The organism is Vibrio sp. D173a, from assembly GCF_030248475.1.
This window is the reverse complement of record NZ_JAHGAH010000324.1, coordinates 1-19,433: the sequence shown is the minus strand read 5'-3', so window position 1 is coordinate 19,433 and position 19,433 is coordinate 1. Positions and strand designations below refer to the sequence as shown.

The window sequence follows — 19,433 nt, the reverse complement described above, 5'->3', positions numbered from 1 at the left end:
CGTTTCCTATTCTTTTCATTACAAAAACTGCGCGGATTGTAGCACATAAGGGCCAGAACAAGATAACGGAAAGCAGCATCCAGTACACGAGGCTTTCTTATTCCAGCTTTATCAATTCAAGAATCAATAGAGTGGCGATTATGCAGTCATCATTGCGTAACGGCTAACAAGCACAATAGCGGTAAAGCCAATTGTGAAGAAACCACCAGCAAGGCCTAGTGCTACTTTAAGTTCTGTCGACATTATTCTTTTCCTATTGTCTGGCTGACAGCGCACCATACACCAATAACGTGCTACACATTTTTCCCAAGCTAACTTTCCATTTTTGGTGAGATGTACTCGCTCGGAGAGAGGAGCAAAAGCACTCTCGAACTTGAGTTAAGGTTATAATCAGAACAAATAGATAGTATGGATAAAGCGATGGCTTGCCGTAGCTGTAAAGAACATTGGTTTTGGAAAAAAATTGGGCGTTGCCAACGATGCATGGATCAACTGACGGTACTTTCCGTCTTATGTTGGATCGTGTGGTGGTTTGCGTTTAAAGATGATCCGCAAAGCATAGAGTCGATCGCACTGATCTTTGCCGGATTTGCATTTAATGGTTTGCTGTTTTTACACCTTTGGATGCGCTTCGTGATTTTGCCGTGGCAGCGTCGTCGCAACAAACAAGGTAAGAATGATCATCCCTCAAACGACAGATAGAAAAAAGCCCCAAGACCAATACCGGTCTTGGGGCTCTCTTAGATTCTTCTAAGAAAAAGCAGTGGTACTTTAATAGACCGGGCTTCCTCTCAAAGGTTCCAAATTTTTTTCTGATTTTTTTAGTATTTTCTTAAATACTAATAGAATCATCAACCTAGGCTACGTTACTTTTCTGGATCAATTGTTCGAATAAGTTGATCTCCAGTGCAACTTCATCACATGCATGCTGACGTGGACACTGATCGCAATCTTTCAGTACTTTCTCAGGCAGCAATGACTTCGACGTAGGCAAGAAGCTTTGCTTCATAAAGAACTCTGGCGTACGTGTCAGCACAAAAACTTTCTTAATAGCCATCTGGCGCGCTTTCTCGACCAGATAGTTCACTATCGCACTGCCCTGTCCTTGGCCTTGCCAACCGGCTTCAATACCGAGAGAGCGAATCTCTGCTAGCCCTGAGTCATAAACATACAAAGATGCACAACCAGTGACTTCTCCGTGGTGCTCTGCAACCGCGAAAGAACCAATGTCACGTACCAACTCATTACGTGAGCGTGGTAGATTCTCACCCATATTTGCCCAGTACGCCACCATGCCTTCCAGTGTCTCAATATCCGTCAGACGTGCTGGACGTACTTTGACTGCTGAAGTGTCACGTTGAGATAGACGCTTGTCTGCTTGGTCGACAGCATAAGCCACTTGCTGCGGCGACACGCCACCAAGCGCACAACGTTTCTCAAGGCATGAGTCGATGGTCAAGATGTCATACACATCCGCCTCAATCACTTCCGAGAAGGATTTCAATTCTTCAATCGACAACTCTTCTAACGCGCAGCCTTTGGCAATTGCACCAACCACGGCAACGCCGACGATATGGTGCGCTTCACGGAATGGGATGCCTTTCGCCACTAGGTAATCTGCCAGCTCAGTTGAGTTTGCGTAACCTTGCTTCGCCGCTTCTAACGTACGCTCGCCATTAACCTTAATGCCATCAAAACACAATGCTGCCATTTCCATACAGTCGTTCCATGTGTCAAGCGCATCGAACAGACCTTCTTTGTCTTCCTGCATGTCTTTGTTGTAAGCCAGTGGCAAAGCTTTCACTGTCATCATCATGCCAGCAAGCGCGCCATATACACGACCTGTCTTACCACGAATGAGCTCTAGGGCATCTGGGTTTTTCTTTTGTGGCATCAGAGAAGAGCCGGAAGTCACCGTATCAGCCAACTCAATAAAGTTAGACTCACCTGAGTTGTAGAAGATCATGTCTTCTGCCAAACGAGATAGGTGTAACATCGAGATAGACGCCACAGACATCAGCTCCATCACATGGTCACGGTCAGAAACCGAATCTAGTGAGTTACGTGTCGCACGATGGAAACCAAGGTTATGAGCCAGCTCTTCACGGTCGATTGGGTAAGCGGTACCGGCAAGTGCACCCGAGCCGAGAGGACACGTATCCAAACGCTTTAGCGCATCGTTCAGACGTGAGTAATCACGCTCAAACATTTCAACATAAGCCAAACACCAGTGCGCAAACGTCACAGGCTGAGCACGTTGTAAATGCGTATAACCTGGTAGAACAGTGCCTTGATGCTGCTTCGCAACACCAACCATCTGAGTTTGTAGGCGATCAAGTGCAATTAACAGCTGCTGACCTTGCTGACGACACCAAAGCTTGAGATCGGTTGCCACTTGGTCGTTACGAGAACGTCCCGTGTGTAGCTTTTTACCTAGGTCGCCGACCTTGTTGATCAGTTGCTGCTCGACCCAAGAGTGGATATCTTCAGCGTCTGAGCGCAAGATTTGATGTGGGTCTTCCATCACTTCAAGCTTGAGTTCATTCAGTGCCAACTCAAGCTTTTGTTGTTCATCTGCAGATAACACGTCAACAGACAGCAATGCTTTAGACCACGCAATTGAGCCTACGATGTCTTGCTCAGCCAATCGGTAATCGAAACGCAATGAATCGTTGAAGTCTTTAAATCTGGTGTCTGCCGCTTGGGTAAATCTTCCGCCCCATAATGCCATTGCGTTTCTCCTGATGACTATTGCTTACGCTAACGTGTTCTTCATTAAGTGTTGACCAAATCGATGGTCATCTGCTCACTTTTTCTTATGTCTCAACGTTACGATAATCACGGATAAAAATAAAGTAGAAATTCAATATTTTTACATATTTATTCATGGTTATTTTATCTTTATGCCAATGAGGTCAGCAAAAACGAAAAAGACCTGCCAATGGCGGCAGGTCTCTTATCTTATAAGGCGTTAAATTGGCTTATTTTTTCTGGCTGTTCAGCGCACGAATACGGCTTGATAGCGAGTAAAGACGGATAAAGCCTTCAGCATGACTTTGGTCATAAACTTCATCTTCACCAAAAGTAGCAAACTCTTCAGAGTACAAACTGTTATCCGAACGTTTTTGCGTCACTGTTGCTTGGCCTTTGTAAAGCTTCACAACCACTTCGCCATTCACGTCTTGCGCGAGTTCTTCAGAAGCCGCAAGGATTGACTTACATAGCGGTGTGAACCAACGACCGTCATAAACAAGGTGCGATGCTTTCAAGCCAAGCTCTTCACGGAATTCAAATGATGCTTTGTCCAACACAAGTTGCTCTACCGCACGCAGCGCTTCCATCATGATGGTGCCACCCGGAGTTTCGTAGCAACCACGAGACTTCATACCAACCAGACGGTTTTCTACGATATCAATACGACCAACACCGTGCTTCGCACCTTTCTCGTTTAGATATACCAACGCGTTGTATGGTGTCATCGCTTCGCCGTCCACCTCAACAATTTCACCTTTCGCTACTTTCAACGTCACAGTTTCAGCTTCATTCGGTGCTTGCTCTGGATCTACCGTCCAAGCCCAGCAATCTTCATTTGGCGCATTCCATGTATCTTCTAGAACGCCACCTTCAGTAGAAATGTGCCATGCGTTTGCATCACGTGAGTAAATCTTAGTAAGAGATGCTGAACAAGGGATATTACGCTCTGCTAGGTAATCCAAACACTCTTCACGGCTCACTAGATCCCACTCACGCCAAGGCGCAATAACATTCAGATCTGGTGCTAGTGCTGCAAATGCACCTTCAAAACGTACTTGGTCGTTACCCTTACCTGTACAGCCATGACACAGCGCGTCTGCACCCACTTTACGTGCGACTTCAACCTGCGCTTTAGCAATAATTGGACGCGCCATTGATGTACCTAGTAGGTATTTACCTTCATAGTAGGCACCGGTTTTTAGTGTCGGGAAAATATAATCCGCGACCATTTCTTCTTTCAGCTCTGCGATGTAACACTCAGAAGCACCAGAAGCTTTTGCTTTTGCTTCAATGCCTTCTAGCTCTTCGGCACCTTGACCAACATCGGCAACGAAAGCCACCACTTCACAGTCGTAGTTCTCTTTTAGCCAAGGGATGATTACTGAAGTATCTAGACCGCCTGAGTATGCGACTACCACTTTATTTACGTTCACTTTGCTCATGTTTTTCTCCAAACTTAACTGGCGCTGCTCTCGGCGGTCAGTGCCAACCACTTCCTAATGTTGAATTCTTTAACTGTTTTGCTTCTGCTTTATTGCGGCAGAAACTGCGTTCCAATACTTTCACCCGCGAATAGCTGGGTCAGTTTCTCTGGGTAACGCCATGTCGCAACTTCGATAGGACGACCAAGATCATTGGCGGCCTCCAAAGCGGCTTTAACTTTGACGATCATGCCGTCAGTGATCACTTGCCCTTGGATCAACGCATCGGCTTCTTGCTCAGATAGCGTTTTGATCAAATGCCCTTTGCCATCGAGTACACCGCTAACATCAGACAGAAGCACTAACTCCGCATCCAATGCACCGGCCACGGCTACCGCAGCTTGGTCAGCATTCACATTCATCATCTGACCTTTTTTAGTCAGACCAATTGAGCTGATGATCGGCAGTGCACCTGCGTTTAGCACCGCTTGTAATAAGGTCGAATCACCTGGTGATGCTTTGCCTACTGCGCCTAACTCAGGGTCAAGCTCTTCAACATGACATAACCCACCATCAGCGAGGCTAAGACCCACCGCATTCAGACCATCTGCAATCGCTTGACCTTGAAGCAACTTGTTTGCGGTACCTGCAAGCGCGCCTGCAATCACAGGAATTTGCTCATAAGGCGTCACACGAAGACCGTTTTTCTTTACGGTTTCAAGCTGAAGCTTTGCCATCAACTCATCAACTAGGTAGCCACCGCCATGAACGATGGCGATTTGTCGCTGTGCCGACTTTTGGTAAGCCGCAATGGCACCAAACAGTTGGCTTAAGGTTTGAGTGCAAGATAGAGCTGCACCACCGAGCTTAATGACTAAAGGAGCTTGATTGGTTTGCGTCATCGCATTTCCCTCTTTCAACGACTACAGCAACGCTGTCAGTTCTGGGTAACCGTAATGAATATTGAGACATTGCATCGCTTGACTCGATGCACCTTTAAGTAAGTTGTCGATTGCCGAAATCACAATGATGTGTTCGCCTTGTACCTTCCAGCCGATATCACAGAAAGGGGTATTTTCGACATCCTGAATACGTGGAATACCGTCACCTTTAAGGCGAACCACTGGCTTGCCTTGGTAAGCTTGTTCAAACGCTTGTGCCACTTGTGCTTCCGTCACGCCTTGCGACAGTTTCATAGTGATCGTGGCAAGAATGCCGCGCTTAAAGTTGCCTAGGTGTGGAGTAAAAATCACATCGCAACCCAAGTGCTGAGCAATCTCTGGTTGGTGACGATGGTTAAACACACCGTAAGGTTGCAAGCTCACTTCGCAGAAGCTGTTAACCATGGAAGCTTTACGCCCTGCGCCAGATACACCACTGGTTGCATTAATCACTGGCCATTGGTTGGTATCCAGTAATGCGTGTTCTAATAAAGGTTTGATTGCAAGCTGTGAAGCGGTTGGGTAGCAACCTGCTACTGCAATCAAAGGAGTGGTTTTTATTGATTCTTGGTTCCACTCCGCTAAGCCGTATGCTGCTTTATCTAACCAGTTGTTATATTGATGTTCGAAGCCATAAAAGGTGTTGTAGAAGCCTTCGCTTTTCACACGGAATGCACCCGATAAATCGAATACCTGACATCCCGCCTCTAAGAAAATTTGAGCTAAATCGTGGCTTACTTCATGTGCTGTGGCCAGAAAGACCACATCAGACACTTGAGCGACTTGCTCAGGGTCAGTCAGTGGTGAAACTGGCATATCAATCACACCCGCTAACTTGCCGTGCAATTGAGCAATATTCTTTCCTGCATCTACGCTATTGGCGGAAACGTATAAACCTGATAGCGTGAGTTCAGGGTGTTTGTTGACCATTAAAGCCAACTCTGCGCCGGTGTAGCCGCTGGCTCCGATAATCGTAGTTTTTAGCATTACATGACATCCATATACTTAAGGCTCAAAATGACTATTCATATTTAATTTTTGCTTTATTTTGATTTTTTATTCATTAAATATGATTTAATATGTTTTTTACATTTTTGTGCTCTGTCTGTCAATAGGAGAATTGAAGAATCCATGCAATTACCAAGCTTTCTAGAGGTCTATGAAGGACTGATCAGTACCTCTTCGATCAGCTCAACCGATCCAAGCTGGGATCAAGGCAATGCCAAAGTGATCGAGAAGCTAGCTTCTTGGTTTAAAGATCTTGGCTTCAGCGTTGAAGTGATCGAAGTGGAACCAGGCAAACACAATATGATCGCACGTATGGGCGAAGGTGAAGGCGGTCTACTTCTGGCAGGTCACAGCGATACCGTGCCATTTGATGAAGGGCGCTGGAGTTTTGATCCGCATAAGCTGACCGAGAAAGACAACCGCTTTTATGGTTTGGGTACGGCGGATATGAAAGGCTTCTTTGCCTTTATTTATGAAGCGGTAAAGAAAATCGACTGGAGTAAGCAAACCAAGCCGCTTTATGTATTGGCGACCTGTGATGAAGAAACCACTATGCTGGGTGCGCGTCATTTTACTGAGAATGCGCCTTTTAAGCCGGATTACTGCATCATTGGCGAGCCCACAAGCCTAGTGCCCATTCGTGGTCACAAAGGGCACGTAGCAAATGCCATTCGCGTAACCGGCAAATCCGGTCACTCATCCGATCCTGCGCTCGGCGTCAATGCCATTGAAATCATGCATGAAGTCATGTTTGCCATGATGCAACTGCGCGACAAATTGGTTAAAGAGTATCACCATCCGGGTTTTGCCATTCCAAGCCCTACCCTAAACCTTGGTCATATCCATGGCGGTGACAGCGCAAACCGGATTTGCGGTTGCTGTGAACTGCATTATGACGTGCGTCCTCTTCCTGGTATTAGCCTTGATGGTTTAGAGAACATGTTGCGTGGCGCATTAAAAGAAGTCGAAGCGAAATGGCCAGGGCGATTAGAGATTATTCCTCTGCACGATCCAATTCCGGGTTACGAATGCCAACATGACCACCCATTTATTGGTGGTGTTGAAGAGATCTGCCAAACCAGTTCGGAAACCGTTAACTACTGTACTGAAGCACCATTCCTACAGCAGTTGTGCCCAACCTTAGTTCTCGGCCCTGGTTCTATTGACCAAGCCCACCAGCCAGATGAATTCCTCTCTTTCGACTTTATTGACCCAACCATCGATGTGCTGTCACGTGCGATGGTGAAATATTGTTGTTAGTCGCATTCTGTACTTTCCTGACAATGCAGCTCAATTGAGCTGCATTTTGTTATCTTCGATTCTCTTCTTCTAGCACGCTATATCCTTCTTTAAGCGGCTATTTTGTAATTAATTTTCACTTCTACCGAGAGAAGCTGGCCTAATTTTGCTCTAAATCAGGTCAGCAGCGGAATAATTGCAAACTTACTCTGCTTTATTTGACTAGAACTGGTTATTTTCGCTAGATTGGAGTCTTAACAAGGACAATGGATGTAGTTTTTTTACGAGGCAGGATGACAATGAACGAGAAATACGCCGCACTCAAAAGTAATGTGCGCATGTTGGGCCACCTTCTGGGTAACACGATTCGTGATGCTCATGGCGAAGAAATCTTCGAGAAAGTGGAAACCATTCGTAAATTATCCAAATCGGCTCAAGCTGGAAATAGCGCTGACAGAGAAAGCTTAATAGAAGAAATTAAAAGCTTGCCAGATGAGCAATTGACGCCCGTTACTCGCGCGTTCAACCAATTTCTAAACCTGACCAATATTGCTGAGCAATACCACACCATTTCACGCCACTGTGAAGAGCATATCTGCGAACCTGACGCAATTAACTCGCTGTTCTCAAAGCTGGTGCAAAATGATGTAAGCAAGTTAGACACGGCACAAGCGGTTCGTGACCTGAACATTGAATTAGTTCTCACTGCGCACCCGACCGAAATCACTCGTCGCACCATGATCAACAAACTGGTGAAGATCAACGAGTGCCTATCTAAGCTAGAGCTGAGCGATCTCTCTTTCAAAGAGCGTAAAAAAACTGAACGTCGCCTTGAGCAGCTGATCGTTCAAAGCTGGCACTCTGACGTTATTCGTCAGCAGCGACCTACACCGCTTGATGAAGCTAAATGGGGCTTTGCGGTTGTAGAAAACTCACTATGGGAAGCCGTGCCTGACTTCCTACGTGAAATGAACGACCGCCTGAAATCTTACCTTGGCGAAGGTCTACCAATTGATGCTCGCCCTGTGCACTTCTCATCTTGGATGGGCGGTGACCGCGACGGTAACCCATTTGTGACCCACAGTGTGACTCGTGAAGTACTACTTCTGTCTCGTTGGAAAGCGGCAGACCTATACCTTAACGACATCAACGAGCTGATCAGCGAACTGTCTATGACAGTGTGCAACGACAAAGTTCGTGAGCTTGCGGGTGAAGATCAACACGAACCATACCGTGCGATCCTAAAACAGCTACGTTCACTACTGAACGAAACCAAAGATATTCTCGACGCGAAAGTTCACGGCCAGAAGCTGGCAGTCAAAGCACCTCTGCAAAAAGTAGAGCAACTTTGGGAACCACTTTACGCGTGTTACCAGTCGCTAAACGAATGTGGCATGGGCGTGATTGCCAACGGCTCACTGCTGGATACGCTGCGCCGCGTTAAAGCCTTCGGTATCCACCTAGTTCGCCTCGATATTCGTCAAGAAAGTACTCGTCATGCTGACGTGCTTTCTGAATTGACTCGTTACCTAGGCATTGGTGACTATGAGCAGTGGAGCGAGCAAGACAAGATCGCTTTCCTAACCAACGAACTTGCGTCTAAGCGCCCTCTTCTACCTCGTGACTGGGAGCCATCAGAACCCGTTAAAGAGGTTTTGGATACCTGTAAGATTGTTGCCGCACAACCTCGTGAAGCGTTTGGAGCTTACGTTATCTCAATGGCACGTACCGCTTCTGACGTACTTGCCGTGCACCTACTGCTGCAAGAAGCAGGTTGCCCTTACCGCATGGACGTATGTCCACTGTTCGAAACGCTAGACGACTTGAACAACGCGGAAGCGGTTATCAAACAGCTGATGGGCATCGACCTATACCGTGGCTTTATCCAGAACCACCAAATGGTGATGATCGGCTACTCTGACTCTGCAAAAGATGCAGGTGTAATGTCAGCAGGTTGGGCGCAATACCACGCGATGGACTCACTGGTTAAGGTTGCGGAAGAAGAAGGCGTTGAACTCACACTGTTCCACGGGCGTGGCGGTACGATTGGTCGTGGTGGCGCTCCAGCACACGCTGCACTATTGTCTCAACCACCTAAGAGTCTGAAAGGCGGTCTGCGCGTAACAGAACAAGGTGAGATGATCCGCTTTAAGCTGGGTCTACCTGATGTTGCCGTTAACAGCTTCAACCTGTACGCAAGTGCAATCCTTGAAGCAAACCTACTGCCACCACCAGAGCCTAAGCAAGAGTGGCGTGATCTAATGGACGTGCTGTCAGAAGTGAGCTGTGAATCTTACCGCAGTGTCGTTCGTGGCGAACCAGACTTCGTGCCTTACTTCCGCCAAGCAACACCTGAGCTTGAACTAGGTAAACTGCCTCTAGGTTCACGCCCAGCGAAGCGTAACCCGAATGGTGGTGTAGAAAGTTTGCGTGCAATTCCATGGATCTTCTCTTGGAGCCAAAACCGTTTGGTTCTACCAGCATGGTTAGGCGCAGGTGAGGCCATTCAGTACTCTGTAGACAAAGGTCATCAGGCGCTACTGGAAGAAATGTGTCGTGAATGGCCATTCTTCTCAACTCGCCTAGGTATGCTTGAGATGGTGTACACCAAGTGCAACATGGATATCTCTCGTTACTATGATCAGCGCTTGGTTGATGAGCCGCTTCAGCCGCTGGGTGATCGTCTACGTGAGCAACTTCAGCGTGATATTAAGTCAGTACTGAATGTAGAGAACAACGAGAACCTGATGCAAAGCGACCCTTGGGGCCTAGAGTCCATTCGCCTACGTAACATCTACGTTGAGCCATTGAACATGCTTCAAGCGGAATTGCTGTACCGTACTCGTCAAACAGAAGAAGCTTCTGCAAACTTAGAAGAAGCATTGATGGTGACGATTGCTGGTATCGCAGCAGGTATGCGTAACACAGGCTAACTGAGCTACGTAGAAAGAACCAAAAGGCTGAGCGAAAGCTCAGCCTTTATTATTATCCGCCAACCACTTCTACTATTTGGACAATACGCAACCAGCTTATTAATCCACACAGAAAACAAAAAGTCCCCATCAAACAAAATAATTCACTACACAAAAACACTATTGAGTATTTTATTAGTTTTTTTGGGTAATTTTGTCCTACTATTCCACTTCATGCTTATTATTTATATACTACTTCCCTGCTGGAAGCTCACAAATCCAATCAAATAAGCTCCAGCTCGATGGAAACATCCATCAACTCTAGGTGATAAACGGCTTTAAGGTGACAGGACCAACATTGTTGGTGCTATCTACACATTAAAAAACTTAAGCGTCATGAAGAACGCAAATGAAAGTGTAGATAGCTTGTTTACAAGTTTATTGACCATTTGGATTGAAGACATGTCATTACCACACGTAATTCTAACTGTACTTAGCACTCGCGACGCTACCGGTTACGACATCACTAAAGAATTCTCAGCTAGCATCGGTTACTTCTGGAAAGCAAGCCACCAACAAGTTTATCGTGAACTTAATAAAATGGCTGAGAAAGAGCTGGTTACTTGCGTATTAGAACCTCAAGAAGGCAAGCCAGACCGTAAGGTTTACTCAATCACTGACGCAGGCCGTAGCGCATTGGGCGAGTGGTTTGATCAGCCAACTGCACACCCAACTGTACGTGACGAATTCTCAGCGAAGCTTATGGCTTGTGCCGTGCAACCTGCAGCGCCTTTCCGTGACCAGCTGTCTGAGCTTGTAGAAGAGTCTCGTAAACTGGTTGCTCACTACAAAGAAATCGAAGCTGCGTACTACGCAACGCCATCAACGCTAGACAAGCAAGCGCGTCTAGAGCGTCTAACACTTCGTCGTAACCTAATGCTACGTGAAGCGTGGATTAACTGGGCAGAAGAAGTGCTAACAGAACTTGAAGTGATCGGCTAATTCGTCACTTTAAATAAAACGAAAAGGCTTGCCGTTGGGCAAGCCTTTTGTCTATCTGGGGGAAGTATATTAAGCACCGACTGCAACTTGTGGACGAACACCTAGAGTGTGGCATAGCGCATAGGTCATTTCCGCACGATTCAGGGTGTAAAAGTGGAAATCTTTCACACCTTCACGGCTTAGTACACGCACCATATCAATCGCTTGGCTTGCACCGACCAGCTGACGCGTCACTGGATCATCATCCAAGCCTTCAAACTGCTTGCTCATCCAACCTGGCACTTTCACATTGTTCTGTGCCGCAAAGCGAGAAGCTTGCTTGAAGTTCGAAACAGGTAAGATACCCGGAACGATTTCTACGTCGATTCCAGCCGCGACACAGCGGTCACGGAAACGCAGGTAAGACTCCACATCAAAGAAGAACTGAGTAATCGCGCGGTTTGCACCTGCGTCGACTTTACGCTTTAGATTCAGTAGATCCGATTGCGCACTTTTCGCCTCTGGGTGTACTTCTGGAAATGCCGCTACAGAGATATCGAAATCATGGCGTGCTTTCAGCAGTTCAACCAAGTCCGACGCATACATATCTGGCGCGCCACCACCCGGTGGAATATCACCACGTAGAGCAACGATGTTCTTGATACCGTTATTCCAGTAATCATCTGCAATGTCGATCAGCTCATCACGAGTTGCATCAATACAGGTTAGGTGAGGCGCAGCCACAAGACCCGTCGCCGCTTTGATTTCTTTAATGATCGAGTGAGTTCTATCACGTTCACCTGAGTTGGCACCGTACGTAACAGAAACGAATTTTGGTTGAAGAGTTTTAAGACGATGCACTGAGTTCCACAGCGTTTCTTCCATCTTCTCACTGCTTGGCGGAAAAAACTCGAATGAGACGTTGATATTGTCTGATAGTTCAGCGATATTCTGGTTTAAGGCATCGATGTGCCCTGCATGCGTGTATCCCATCTTACTCTCCCTGTGGCAACTCCACCACGAAATCAAAATTCCTCAAATCGACGTTTAGACGTCTATATGTCTGCAGAATGTATTGAATACGATTTAATGTCAACCTTGTGATTATGAATTTTTCTCAAGTTCATAATGAGGATAGTTCAAGTTTCTTGGCGGCTTATCCTTAGCCTCGCTTTCCGATTCAGTATGGCATTATCCAAATAATAAAAAACCCCGGAAACGCTCCGAGGTTTTGTTGTCGTTCGCAAAAATGGATTTGGTCAGATCAGAACAAACCAGCCAAGCGATTCAGGTCTGATTGAATGGCCCCTGCGGTTACTTCACGTCCTGCACCTGGCCCACGAATCACTAGTGGATTGTCTTTGTACCATTTACTCTCAATGGCGAAGATATTGTCACATGGCAGCAAATTCGCTAAAGCATGTTCACGTGATAACGCTTCAACGCCTACTGTGGCTTTGCCATTACGCTCTAGACGAGCCACATAACGCAGCACTTGGTGGTTTCTCTGCGCCTTGGTCAAACGTTCTTGAAGAATCTCGCTGAGAATATCTCCTTGGTCGAAGAAAGCGTCTAGGCTCAAGTCTCGCAATTCTGCTGGCACCAGCGACTCTACTTTCACGTTCTCTGGTTCAATATCCAAACCAGATTCTCGCGCTAAGATGACCAGCTTACGCATCACATCAGAACCATCAAGGTCAGAACGAGGGTCAGGCTCAGTCAAGCCCTGTTGCCATGCTAAATCAACAAGCTCAGCAAAAGGTACCGAACCGTCAAACTGTTGGAATAACCACGATAACGTACCGGAGAAGATGCCTGATAGTGCGACGATATCATCACCACTTTCACGTAAATCTCGAACGGTATGGTTGATTGGTAGTCCTGCACCAACGGTCGCATTGTACAACCAATGGCGGCCAATTTTAGCAAACGCGTCTTGTACTTGATGGTAGTACTGACTGTCCGCCGAACCTGCTACTTTGTTCGCCGAAATTAGGTGAATGCCTTGCTGTGCGATTTCCACATAACGTGTCGCCAGCTCTTTACTTGCCGTAACATCCAGTACCACGGCTTCATCAAAGTTTTGTATCGCACCAAGCTTTGCCAGCCAGTTGCCATCATTCTCAGTGCTTTCGTCATCAAAACGCTGAGCAACCGTCGCGGCATCAATACCGTTTTCATCAAACCAGTACGTTTGGCTGTCGACAACCGCTACCAAGTCAAAGCTCATGCCGTGACGTTTTTCGAGCTCTTCTTTTTGCTCTGCGAACAGTGATAACCAACTTGACCCAATATTGCCTTTTCCACACAAAGCCACCGCTACGCGCTTCTGCGCTTGAAACAATTGGCTATGAATACTTTGTACTAGCTCTTCGACTTCAGCGCGACGCAACACGGCGACCAAACTCAAGCCAGATTCCGTCTCTGAAATAAACTCCACCGGAGCGTGTTTCAATTGCTGATAAAAACCAAAGCAGTGATTCGCATTTTTCGTCACACCGGCACCGACGGCAGCCAGTAGTGAATAGCCTTCTTTCAGTTTGATTTCCGCTTCAACGGCCAACTCTTGCAGATAGGTTAATGCGCCGCCAGCAATCTCTGCGGTGTAGGCTAAACGTAAGGTCTGCTGATCTTCTTGTGCTTCGAATGCTAAAGGCTCCAATTGAGCACGTTTTAGCGCCTGCAGAACTTCTTTCTGCGCTCGCTCAAAATCGTGACCATGGATAAAAGACAGCTGCACCAATAGCACTTCATCAAGAGAGGTAATGATTTTTGCACCGCGGCCGGATGCCAATACACGTTCGATTCGTGTTGAGCCAGACTCTGGCTGGTAGCTGCATTTTAGGTTCAAATCCATCGCGCTTTGAGCCACAGGCTGAAGTGTACGACTGTGTAACACCGGCGCAGCAAGACGAGCCAGCTCACTCGCTTCATCCAAGCGCAATAGAGGGAGCAGGCAAGCATCCGATACCAAACGAGGATCTGCGCTGTAAACGCCAGCCACGTCACTCCAGATGGTCACCGAATTAACTTCAGCTAAAGCACCAATCACGGTTGCTGAGTAGTCTGAACCATTGCGTCCAAGCAATACTGTCTCACCCGCTTCGTTTTGCGCCATAAAGCCAGTAATAATGACGCGTTTATGGCTGTGTTGAGCCAACGCTTCTTTAATCAATACATATGAACGAGCACGATCAACCTCTGGCTGTGTGCCAGCTTCCGCACGCAGAAAGACACGTGAATCTTGCGCTACTGCTGGCAGATCCTGCTGTGATAACAGCGCAGCCAGTAAGCGTGAGGACCATACTTCGCCATGACCTAAAACCGCCGCTTTTTGTGTTTCGGTTAGTGGCGCTGTTAACTCTGCCAAGGTACTGAATTCATCTTGAAGAGAAGCAAGCAGTTGCGCTTGAACTTCACCTTCTAGTAAAGCTTCTACCAATTCAGTTTGGAACTGTCGCAAGCTCTGCAAGGCTTCATGGGCAATGCGGCCATCTTTATCTAAGCCTTCTAAAAACTCGATCAAGCGGTTGGTGGTTTTCCCTGCCGCAGAGACCACCACCAAGTCATTTTCTGCCGAATACTCTTTAAGAATAGTTACCACGCGCTGGTAGCACTCGGGGTTCGCTAAGCTGCTGCCGCCAAATTTATGCAGCTGACGTTGTACACTCATGACCTTCCTCTCCCAATTACTGTGCTGCTTTCGCGAATGCTTGCTCAAGATCGGCAATCAGATCTTGCGCATCTTCTAAGCCAACAGATAAACGCAGTAACTGTTGAGAGACACCTGCTTCAGCCAGTGCTTCTTCACCCATAGCACGATGCGTCATTGAAGCGGGGTGGCAAATCAAGCTTTCTACGCCACCTAGCGATTCTGCAAGAGAAAAGAGTTCAAGTTCTTTAACAAACACTTTTAGCTGATCAAATGAGCCAGCAAACTCAAAGCTCAGCATAGAACCAAAGCCCGACTGTTGCTTCTTCGCGATGTCATGACCTGGATGCTCTGGCAAACTTGGATGATAGATCTTCGCCACCAAAGATTGCGTTTGCAAATACGCTAACACTTGCTGAGAGCTTTCTTCGTGAACTCGCATTCGTGCACCCAACGTACGAATTCCTCGAAGTGTCATGAAGCTGTCGAATGGCGTACCCGTTGCACCAATGCAGTTACCCCACCATGCCAGTTCTTCAGCATGCTCTTCAGTCTTGGTGATCACCACGCCACCAATTACATCTGAGTGACCATTAATGTATTTCGTCGTTGAGTGGATAACAAAATCCGCACCTAGCTCCAAAGGCTTTTGGTACACAGGTGTCAAAAAGGTATTGTCCACGGCAACCAGTGCGCCGACTTGTTTTGCCTTTTCACACACAGCGGCAATATCGACCACGCGCACAAGCGGGTTAGACGGTGTTTCTAGCAAGATAAGCTTTGGCTTTTTCGCAATCGCCGCATCCAAAGCTTGCTGATCCGACTGATCGACAAACTGCACTTTAAAATCACCCTTGTTCGCACGAGTATTGAAAAGACGATAAGTACCGCCGTAACAATCGTGTGGTGCAACAATTAAGTCATCAGGACCAAGAAATGCCGATACCCAAAGGTTTAGCGCTGATGTACCGCAGTTAGTGACAACCGCACCTTTGCCTGATTCAAGCTCATACAACGCTTGCTCGAGCAAACCTCGGTTAGGGTTACCAGAACGGGTGTAATCATATTGTGGGACTTCACCAAACGCTGGGAAGCCATAGTTAGTCGAAAGGTAGATTGGTGGTACAACAGCGTGGTATTGACTGTCTGACTCGATACCAGTGCGTACAGCAATGGTTGCAGGCTTACGGGTGCTCATGAGTGTATCCTTTCACGGGTGGTGACATCTAAATGGGAATGCGCTATATCTAGCTTGTATTGTTCAATTGATTAATACGCTTCCCTAACTATTAACCTCACTTTACTTGTCTAAAAATAAGACGTCAACACTTCTAGACGTCTATATGTCTTTGCTTATGGCGGTAAATGCAGCTAAAATCAGCACCTATATTTATTTTTCTAACTTATTACATTAATGAAGGTGCGCAATGGCTGACTGGAATGGCGAATACATTAGCCCGTATGCTGAGCACGGTAAAAAAAGCGAACAAGTAAAAAAGATTACCGTCTCTATCCCGCTAAAAGTTTTAAAAGTGCTGACTGATGAGCGAACTCGCCGCCAGATCAACAACTTACGCCATGCGACTAACAGTGAACTACTATGTGAAGCGTTCCTACACGCTTACACAGGTCAACCACTGCCAACTGACGAAGACCTTCGTAAAGACCGTCCAGATGATATTCCTACAGAAGCAAAAGCGCTGATGACGGCAATGGGCATCGAATTCGAAGCGTTTGACGAAGAATAATTGCTTACAAATTCGTCAACATTGTAAAGCTGCACCGGGGGTAGCTTCGACCAAACTAAAAAGGGACGCCATCGCGTCCCTTTTTGTTTGTCGTCAGAAAAGACTCTGGCTTACTCAGCCATGTAGTTTTCTGGCATTTCAATACGTGCCACACCTGAATCAACAGCAGCTTGAGCAACCGCTTTTGCGACACGTGGTAGTAGACGTGGGTCCATTGGTTTTGGAATGATGTAGTCAGAGCCAAACTCTAGCTTATCTACGCCAGCCGCTTTCAATACCGCTTCTGGTACTGGCTCTTTCGCTAGTTCACGAATCGCATCAACTGCCGCTAGCTTCATCTCATCGTTGATTTCACTTGCACGAACATCCAATGCACCACGGAAGATGAATGGGAAACACAATACGTTGTTTACTTGGTTCGGGTAATCACTACGACCTGTACCCATGATCAAGTCATCACGCACTTCATGAGCCAGTTCAGGTTTGATTTCTGGATCTGGGTTTGAACATGCGAACACAACTGGCTTATCAGCCATTAGCTTCAATGCTTCTGCAGGAAGCAGATTTGGACCCGATACGCCCAAGAACAAATCCGCACCTTCAATCACATCTTCCAGCGTACGCTTATCTGTGTTGTTTGCGAATAGTTGTTTGTATTCGTTTAGGTCGTCACGACGTGTATGGATCACCCCTTTACGATCCAGCATGTAGATCTTCTCACGCATTGCGCCACATTTGATCAACAGCTCCATACATGCCACGGCCGCAGCTCCAGCACCAAGACAAACGATGGTTGATTCTTCTAGCTTCTTACCTTGCAGCTCGATTGCGTTCAACATACCCGCAGCGGTTACGATTGCTGTACCGTGTTGGTCATCGTGGAATACAGGTACGTCACAACGTTCGATAAGACGTTTTTCAATCTCAAAACAATCTGGTGCCTTGATATCTTCTAGGTTAATACCACCGAAAGTGTCAGCAATGTTAGCTACTGTGTCGACAAATTCGTCGATCGTGCGGTGTTTTACTTCGATATCAATTGAATCTAGACCAGCAAAGCGTTTGAACAACAGCGCTTTACCTTCCATTACTGGTTTAGATGCTAGTGGCCCAAGGTTACCAAGACCAAGAATCGCCGTGCCGTTAGAAATAACCGCAACCATGTTGCCTTTCGCCGTGTACTTGTACACGTTATCAGCGTTCTGCGCGATTTCACGTACAGGCTCTGCAACACCAGGGCTGTATGCCAATGCAAGATCATTTGCTGTCTCTGCTGGCTTAGTCAGTTCTACTGCAATTTTTCCTGGGGTTGGGTACGCATGGTAATCCAATGCTTGTTGGCGGCGTTCTTCTTCTGGGGTGACTTCTTGGCGATTGTCTTCAGACATGGATCGTTTCTCTTTTGTTATTTTTTCGGTAAGGGGGAATAAATTCTAAAGGATAGAAGTCAATCTTCATAGGTAAGATTGCGAGCGATATCCTTAAAAAAGGTAATAATGTAAGAGATAAGACCAGATATCTGCGATTAGCACCTGATAGACAGATCAGGTGCACTTTTAATCACTTTCTTTCGACGAGAAAACAGCGAAATATAATCCTACTCTTCGTCGACATACTGCGCTTGTAAGTAATTTTCGATACCAGACATTTCAATCAAGCCCAATTGCGTCTCAAGCCAATCAACATGTTCTTCTTCGTCCTCAAGAATATCTTGAAAAAGGTCACGCGAAACATAATCACGAATGTCTTCCGCATAAGCGATGGCATCTTTTAGATCTGGGATGGCTGCCATTTCGAGCTTCAAATCGCATTCGATCATTTCTTTGGTATCTTCCCCAATCATCAACTTACCAAGATCTTGTAAGTTAGGCAGACCTTCCAAAAACAATATACGTTCGATCAGGTGGTCAGCGTGCTTCATTTCATCGATCGACTCGTGGTACTCCTTGTCAGCGAGGTGCTTTAAACCCCAGTCTTTGTACATACGAGCGTGCAGGAAATATTGATTGATAGCGACGAGCTCGTTGCCGAGCACTTTATTGAGATGTTGGATTATGATTGGATCGCCTTTCATGACAAAGCCCTCCTCTTTGGCTTCATTTAAATGTAGAAGCAAATGAGAAGGTGTCAAAAAGGCTTAGCGAATAATTAGCTAGCTTGTTTCAGTGTTAGGTATTCTGTTTCCGCTAAAATTTCTTTAGCTTGCTTGATGCACTTACCGCACTGACTGCCCAACGCTGTGCATCGTTTGATCCCTTTGATGTCTGATACGCCTTCATCTATCGCCAACTTCCTAATTTTCTTGTCAGAGACACCATGGCAAAGACAAACGTACATACTCACAACCTTTAAATTTCACTTTGGGAAGAAATATAAACAAGAATCGTTCTTGTTACCAGTTGTATTAAAGGGAATGACAGAACGTTTTGTTATAACGATTTCAGCCGTTTTAGAGGCTTTCAATGACTTAGCAGACAGCTAGAAACTAGGAGAAAATTGAGTAGAGCTAAAGTTATGTTTTTCAATAACAAAAAATATGACAAAGAAGGGTTGGCTTATAACCATATTGGAGGGAGGAATTGCAGATATAAAAAAGGGAAGCCTTAGCTTCCCTTTTTCTAGCGCTTTCTTCAAAAGAAGAAGAGTGCAAGATTACGATTAATTCAGTAAGAATTAGTCGAAGATCTTAGCAACAACACCAGCACCTACAGTACGGCCACCTTCACGGATAGCGAAACGTAGACCTTCGTCCATAGCGATTGGAGCGATTAGCTCAA

At 46.4% G+C, this 19,433-nt stretch carries 15 protein-coding genes and 1 pseudogene; 5 read left to right on the top strand and 11 right to left on the bottom strand.

From position 1 onward, the window contains the following. Positions 1-420: 420 nt before the first annotated feature. The gene (locus KIV40_RS25230; protein ID WP_285351950.1) at positions 421-702 is read left to right on the top strand and encodes a DUF3624 domain-containing protein; all 282 of its coding nucleotides are present in this window, start codon (positions 421-423) and stop codon (positions 700-702) included. Between the two features lie 154 nt (positions 703-856). Here KIV40_RS25230 and argH read toward each other — a convergent pair whose 3' ends face one another. From argH to argC, 4 genes are all read right to left on the bottom strand, one after another. Further along, positions 857-2,731: an argininosuccinate lyase gene (gene argH, locus KIV40_RS25225; RefSeq protein ID WP_005432701.1), complete on the bottom strand. Its 1,875-nt coding sequence runs from the start codon at positions 2,729-2,731 to the stop codon at positions 857-859. A 250-nt stretch (positions 2,732-2,981) separates the two neighbouring features. Then, positions 2,982-4,196: an argininosuccinate synthase gene (locus KIV40_RS25220; protein ID WP_285351948.1), complete on the bottom strand. Its 1,215-nt coding sequence runs from the start codon at positions 4,194-4,196 to the stop codon at positions 2,982-2,984. 89 nt (positions 4,197-4,285) lie between these two features. After that, positions 4,286-5,077, bottom strand: a complete 792-nt coding sequence (argB, locus tag KIV40_RS25215) for an acetylglutamate kinase (RefSeq protein WP_285351946.1) — start codon at positions 5,075-5,077, stop codon at positions 4,286-4,288. A 21-nt stretch (positions 5,078-5,098) separates the two neighbouring features. Continuing rightward, positions 5,099-6,103, bottom strand: coding sequence for an N-acetyl-gamma-glutamyl-phosphate reductase (gene argC / locus KIV40_RS25210; protein WP_285351944.1), 1,005 nt, complete (start codon positions 6,101-6,103; stop codon positions 5,099-5,101). A 144-nt stretch (positions 6,104-6,247) separates the two neighbouring features. Between argC and argE the strand changes: the two genes are divergently transcribed. The 3 genes from argE to KIV40_RS25195 all read left to right on the top strand — a co-directional run bounded on the left by argE (position 6,248) and on the right by KIV40_RS25195 (position 11,277). Next, a complete protein-coding gene (gene argE / locus KIV40_RS25205; protein ID WP_012126444.1) occupies positions 6,248-7,384 on the top strand; it encodes an acetylornithine deacetylase in 1,137 nt (378 codons plus the stop codon). A gap of 278 nt (positions 7,385-7,662) precedes the next feature. Then, entirely contained in the window at positions 7,663-10,296 is a 2,634-nt protein-coding gene (ppc, locus tag KIV40_RS25200; protein ID WP_021017967.1) for a phosphoenolpyruvate carboxylase, read from the top strand. A gap of 441 nt (positions 10,297-10,737) precedes the next feature. Beyond that, on the top strand, positions 10,738-11,277 hold the full coding sequence (locus KIV40_RS25195; RefSeq protein WP_005532739.1) for a PadR family transcriptional regulator: 540 nt from the start codon (positions 10,738-10,740) through the stop codon (positions 11,275-11,277). A gap of 69 nt (positions 11,278-11,346) precedes the next feature. Here KIV40_RS25195 and metF read toward each other — a convergent pair whose 3' ends face one another. The 3 genes from metF to KIV40_RS25180 form a co-directional block, all read right to left on the bottom strand. Further along, positions 11,347-12,249, bottom strand: coding sequence for a methylenetetrahydrofolate reductase (metF, locus tag KIV40_RS25190; RefSeq protein ID WP_005432740.1), 903 nt, complete (start codon positions 12,247-12,249; stop codon positions 11,347-11,349). 271 nt (positions 12,250-12,520) lie between these two features. Then, on the bottom strand, positions 12,521-14,929 hold the full coding sequence (locus tag KIV40_RS25185; RefSeq protein WP_285351941.1) for a bifunctional aspartate kinase/homoserine dehydrogenase II: 2,409 nt from the start codon (positions 14,927-14,929) through the stop codon (positions 12,521-12,523). Positions 14,930-14,945: 16 nt separating this feature from the next. Continuing rightward, positions 14,946-16,106, bottom strand: coding sequence for an O-succinylhomoserine (thiol)-lyase (locus KIV40_RS25180; protein WP_285351939.1), 1,161 nt, complete (start codon positions 16,104-16,106; stop codon positions 14,946-14,948). Between the two features lie 229 nt (positions 16,107-16,335). Here KIV40_RS25180 and metJ point away from each other — a divergent pair, with 229 nt between their 5' ends. Then, positions 16,336-16,656: a met regulon transcriptional regulator MetJ gene (metJ, locus tag KIV40_RS25175; RefSeq protein ID WP_005432736.1), complete on the top strand. Its 321-nt coding sequence runs from the start codon at positions 16,336-16,338 to the stop codon at positions 16,654-16,656. A gap of 110 nt (positions 16,657-16,766) precedes the next feature. Here metJ and KIV40_RS25170 read toward each other — a convergent pair whose 3' ends face one another. From KIV40_RS25170 to KIV40_RS25155, 4 genes and pseudogenes are all read right to left on the bottom strand, one after another. Continuing rightward, a complete protein-coding gene (locus KIV40_RS25170) occupies positions 16,767-18,044 on the bottom strand; it encodes a malic enzyme-like NAD(P)-binding protein (RefSeq protein ID WP_005451474.1) in 1,278 nt (425 codons plus the stop codon). Positions 18,045-18,253: 209 nt separating this feature from the next. After that, positions 18,254-18,730, bottom strand: a complete 477-nt coding sequence (gene bfr, locus KIV40_RS25165) for a bacterioferritin (protein ID WP_005432738.1) — start codon at positions 18,728-18,730, stop codon at positions 18,254-18,256. 74 nt (positions 18,731-18,804) lie between these two features. Continuing rightward, entirely contained in the window at positions 18,805-18,993 is a 189-nt protein-coding gene (locus KIV40_RS25160) for a (2Fe-2S)-binding protein (RefSeq protein ID WP_005432737.1), read from the bottom strand. Between the two features lie 336 nt (positions 18,994-19,329). Beyond that, positions 19,330-19,433: pseudogene (locus KIV40_RS25155) on the bottom strand (elongation factor Tu); the annotation flags it as partial.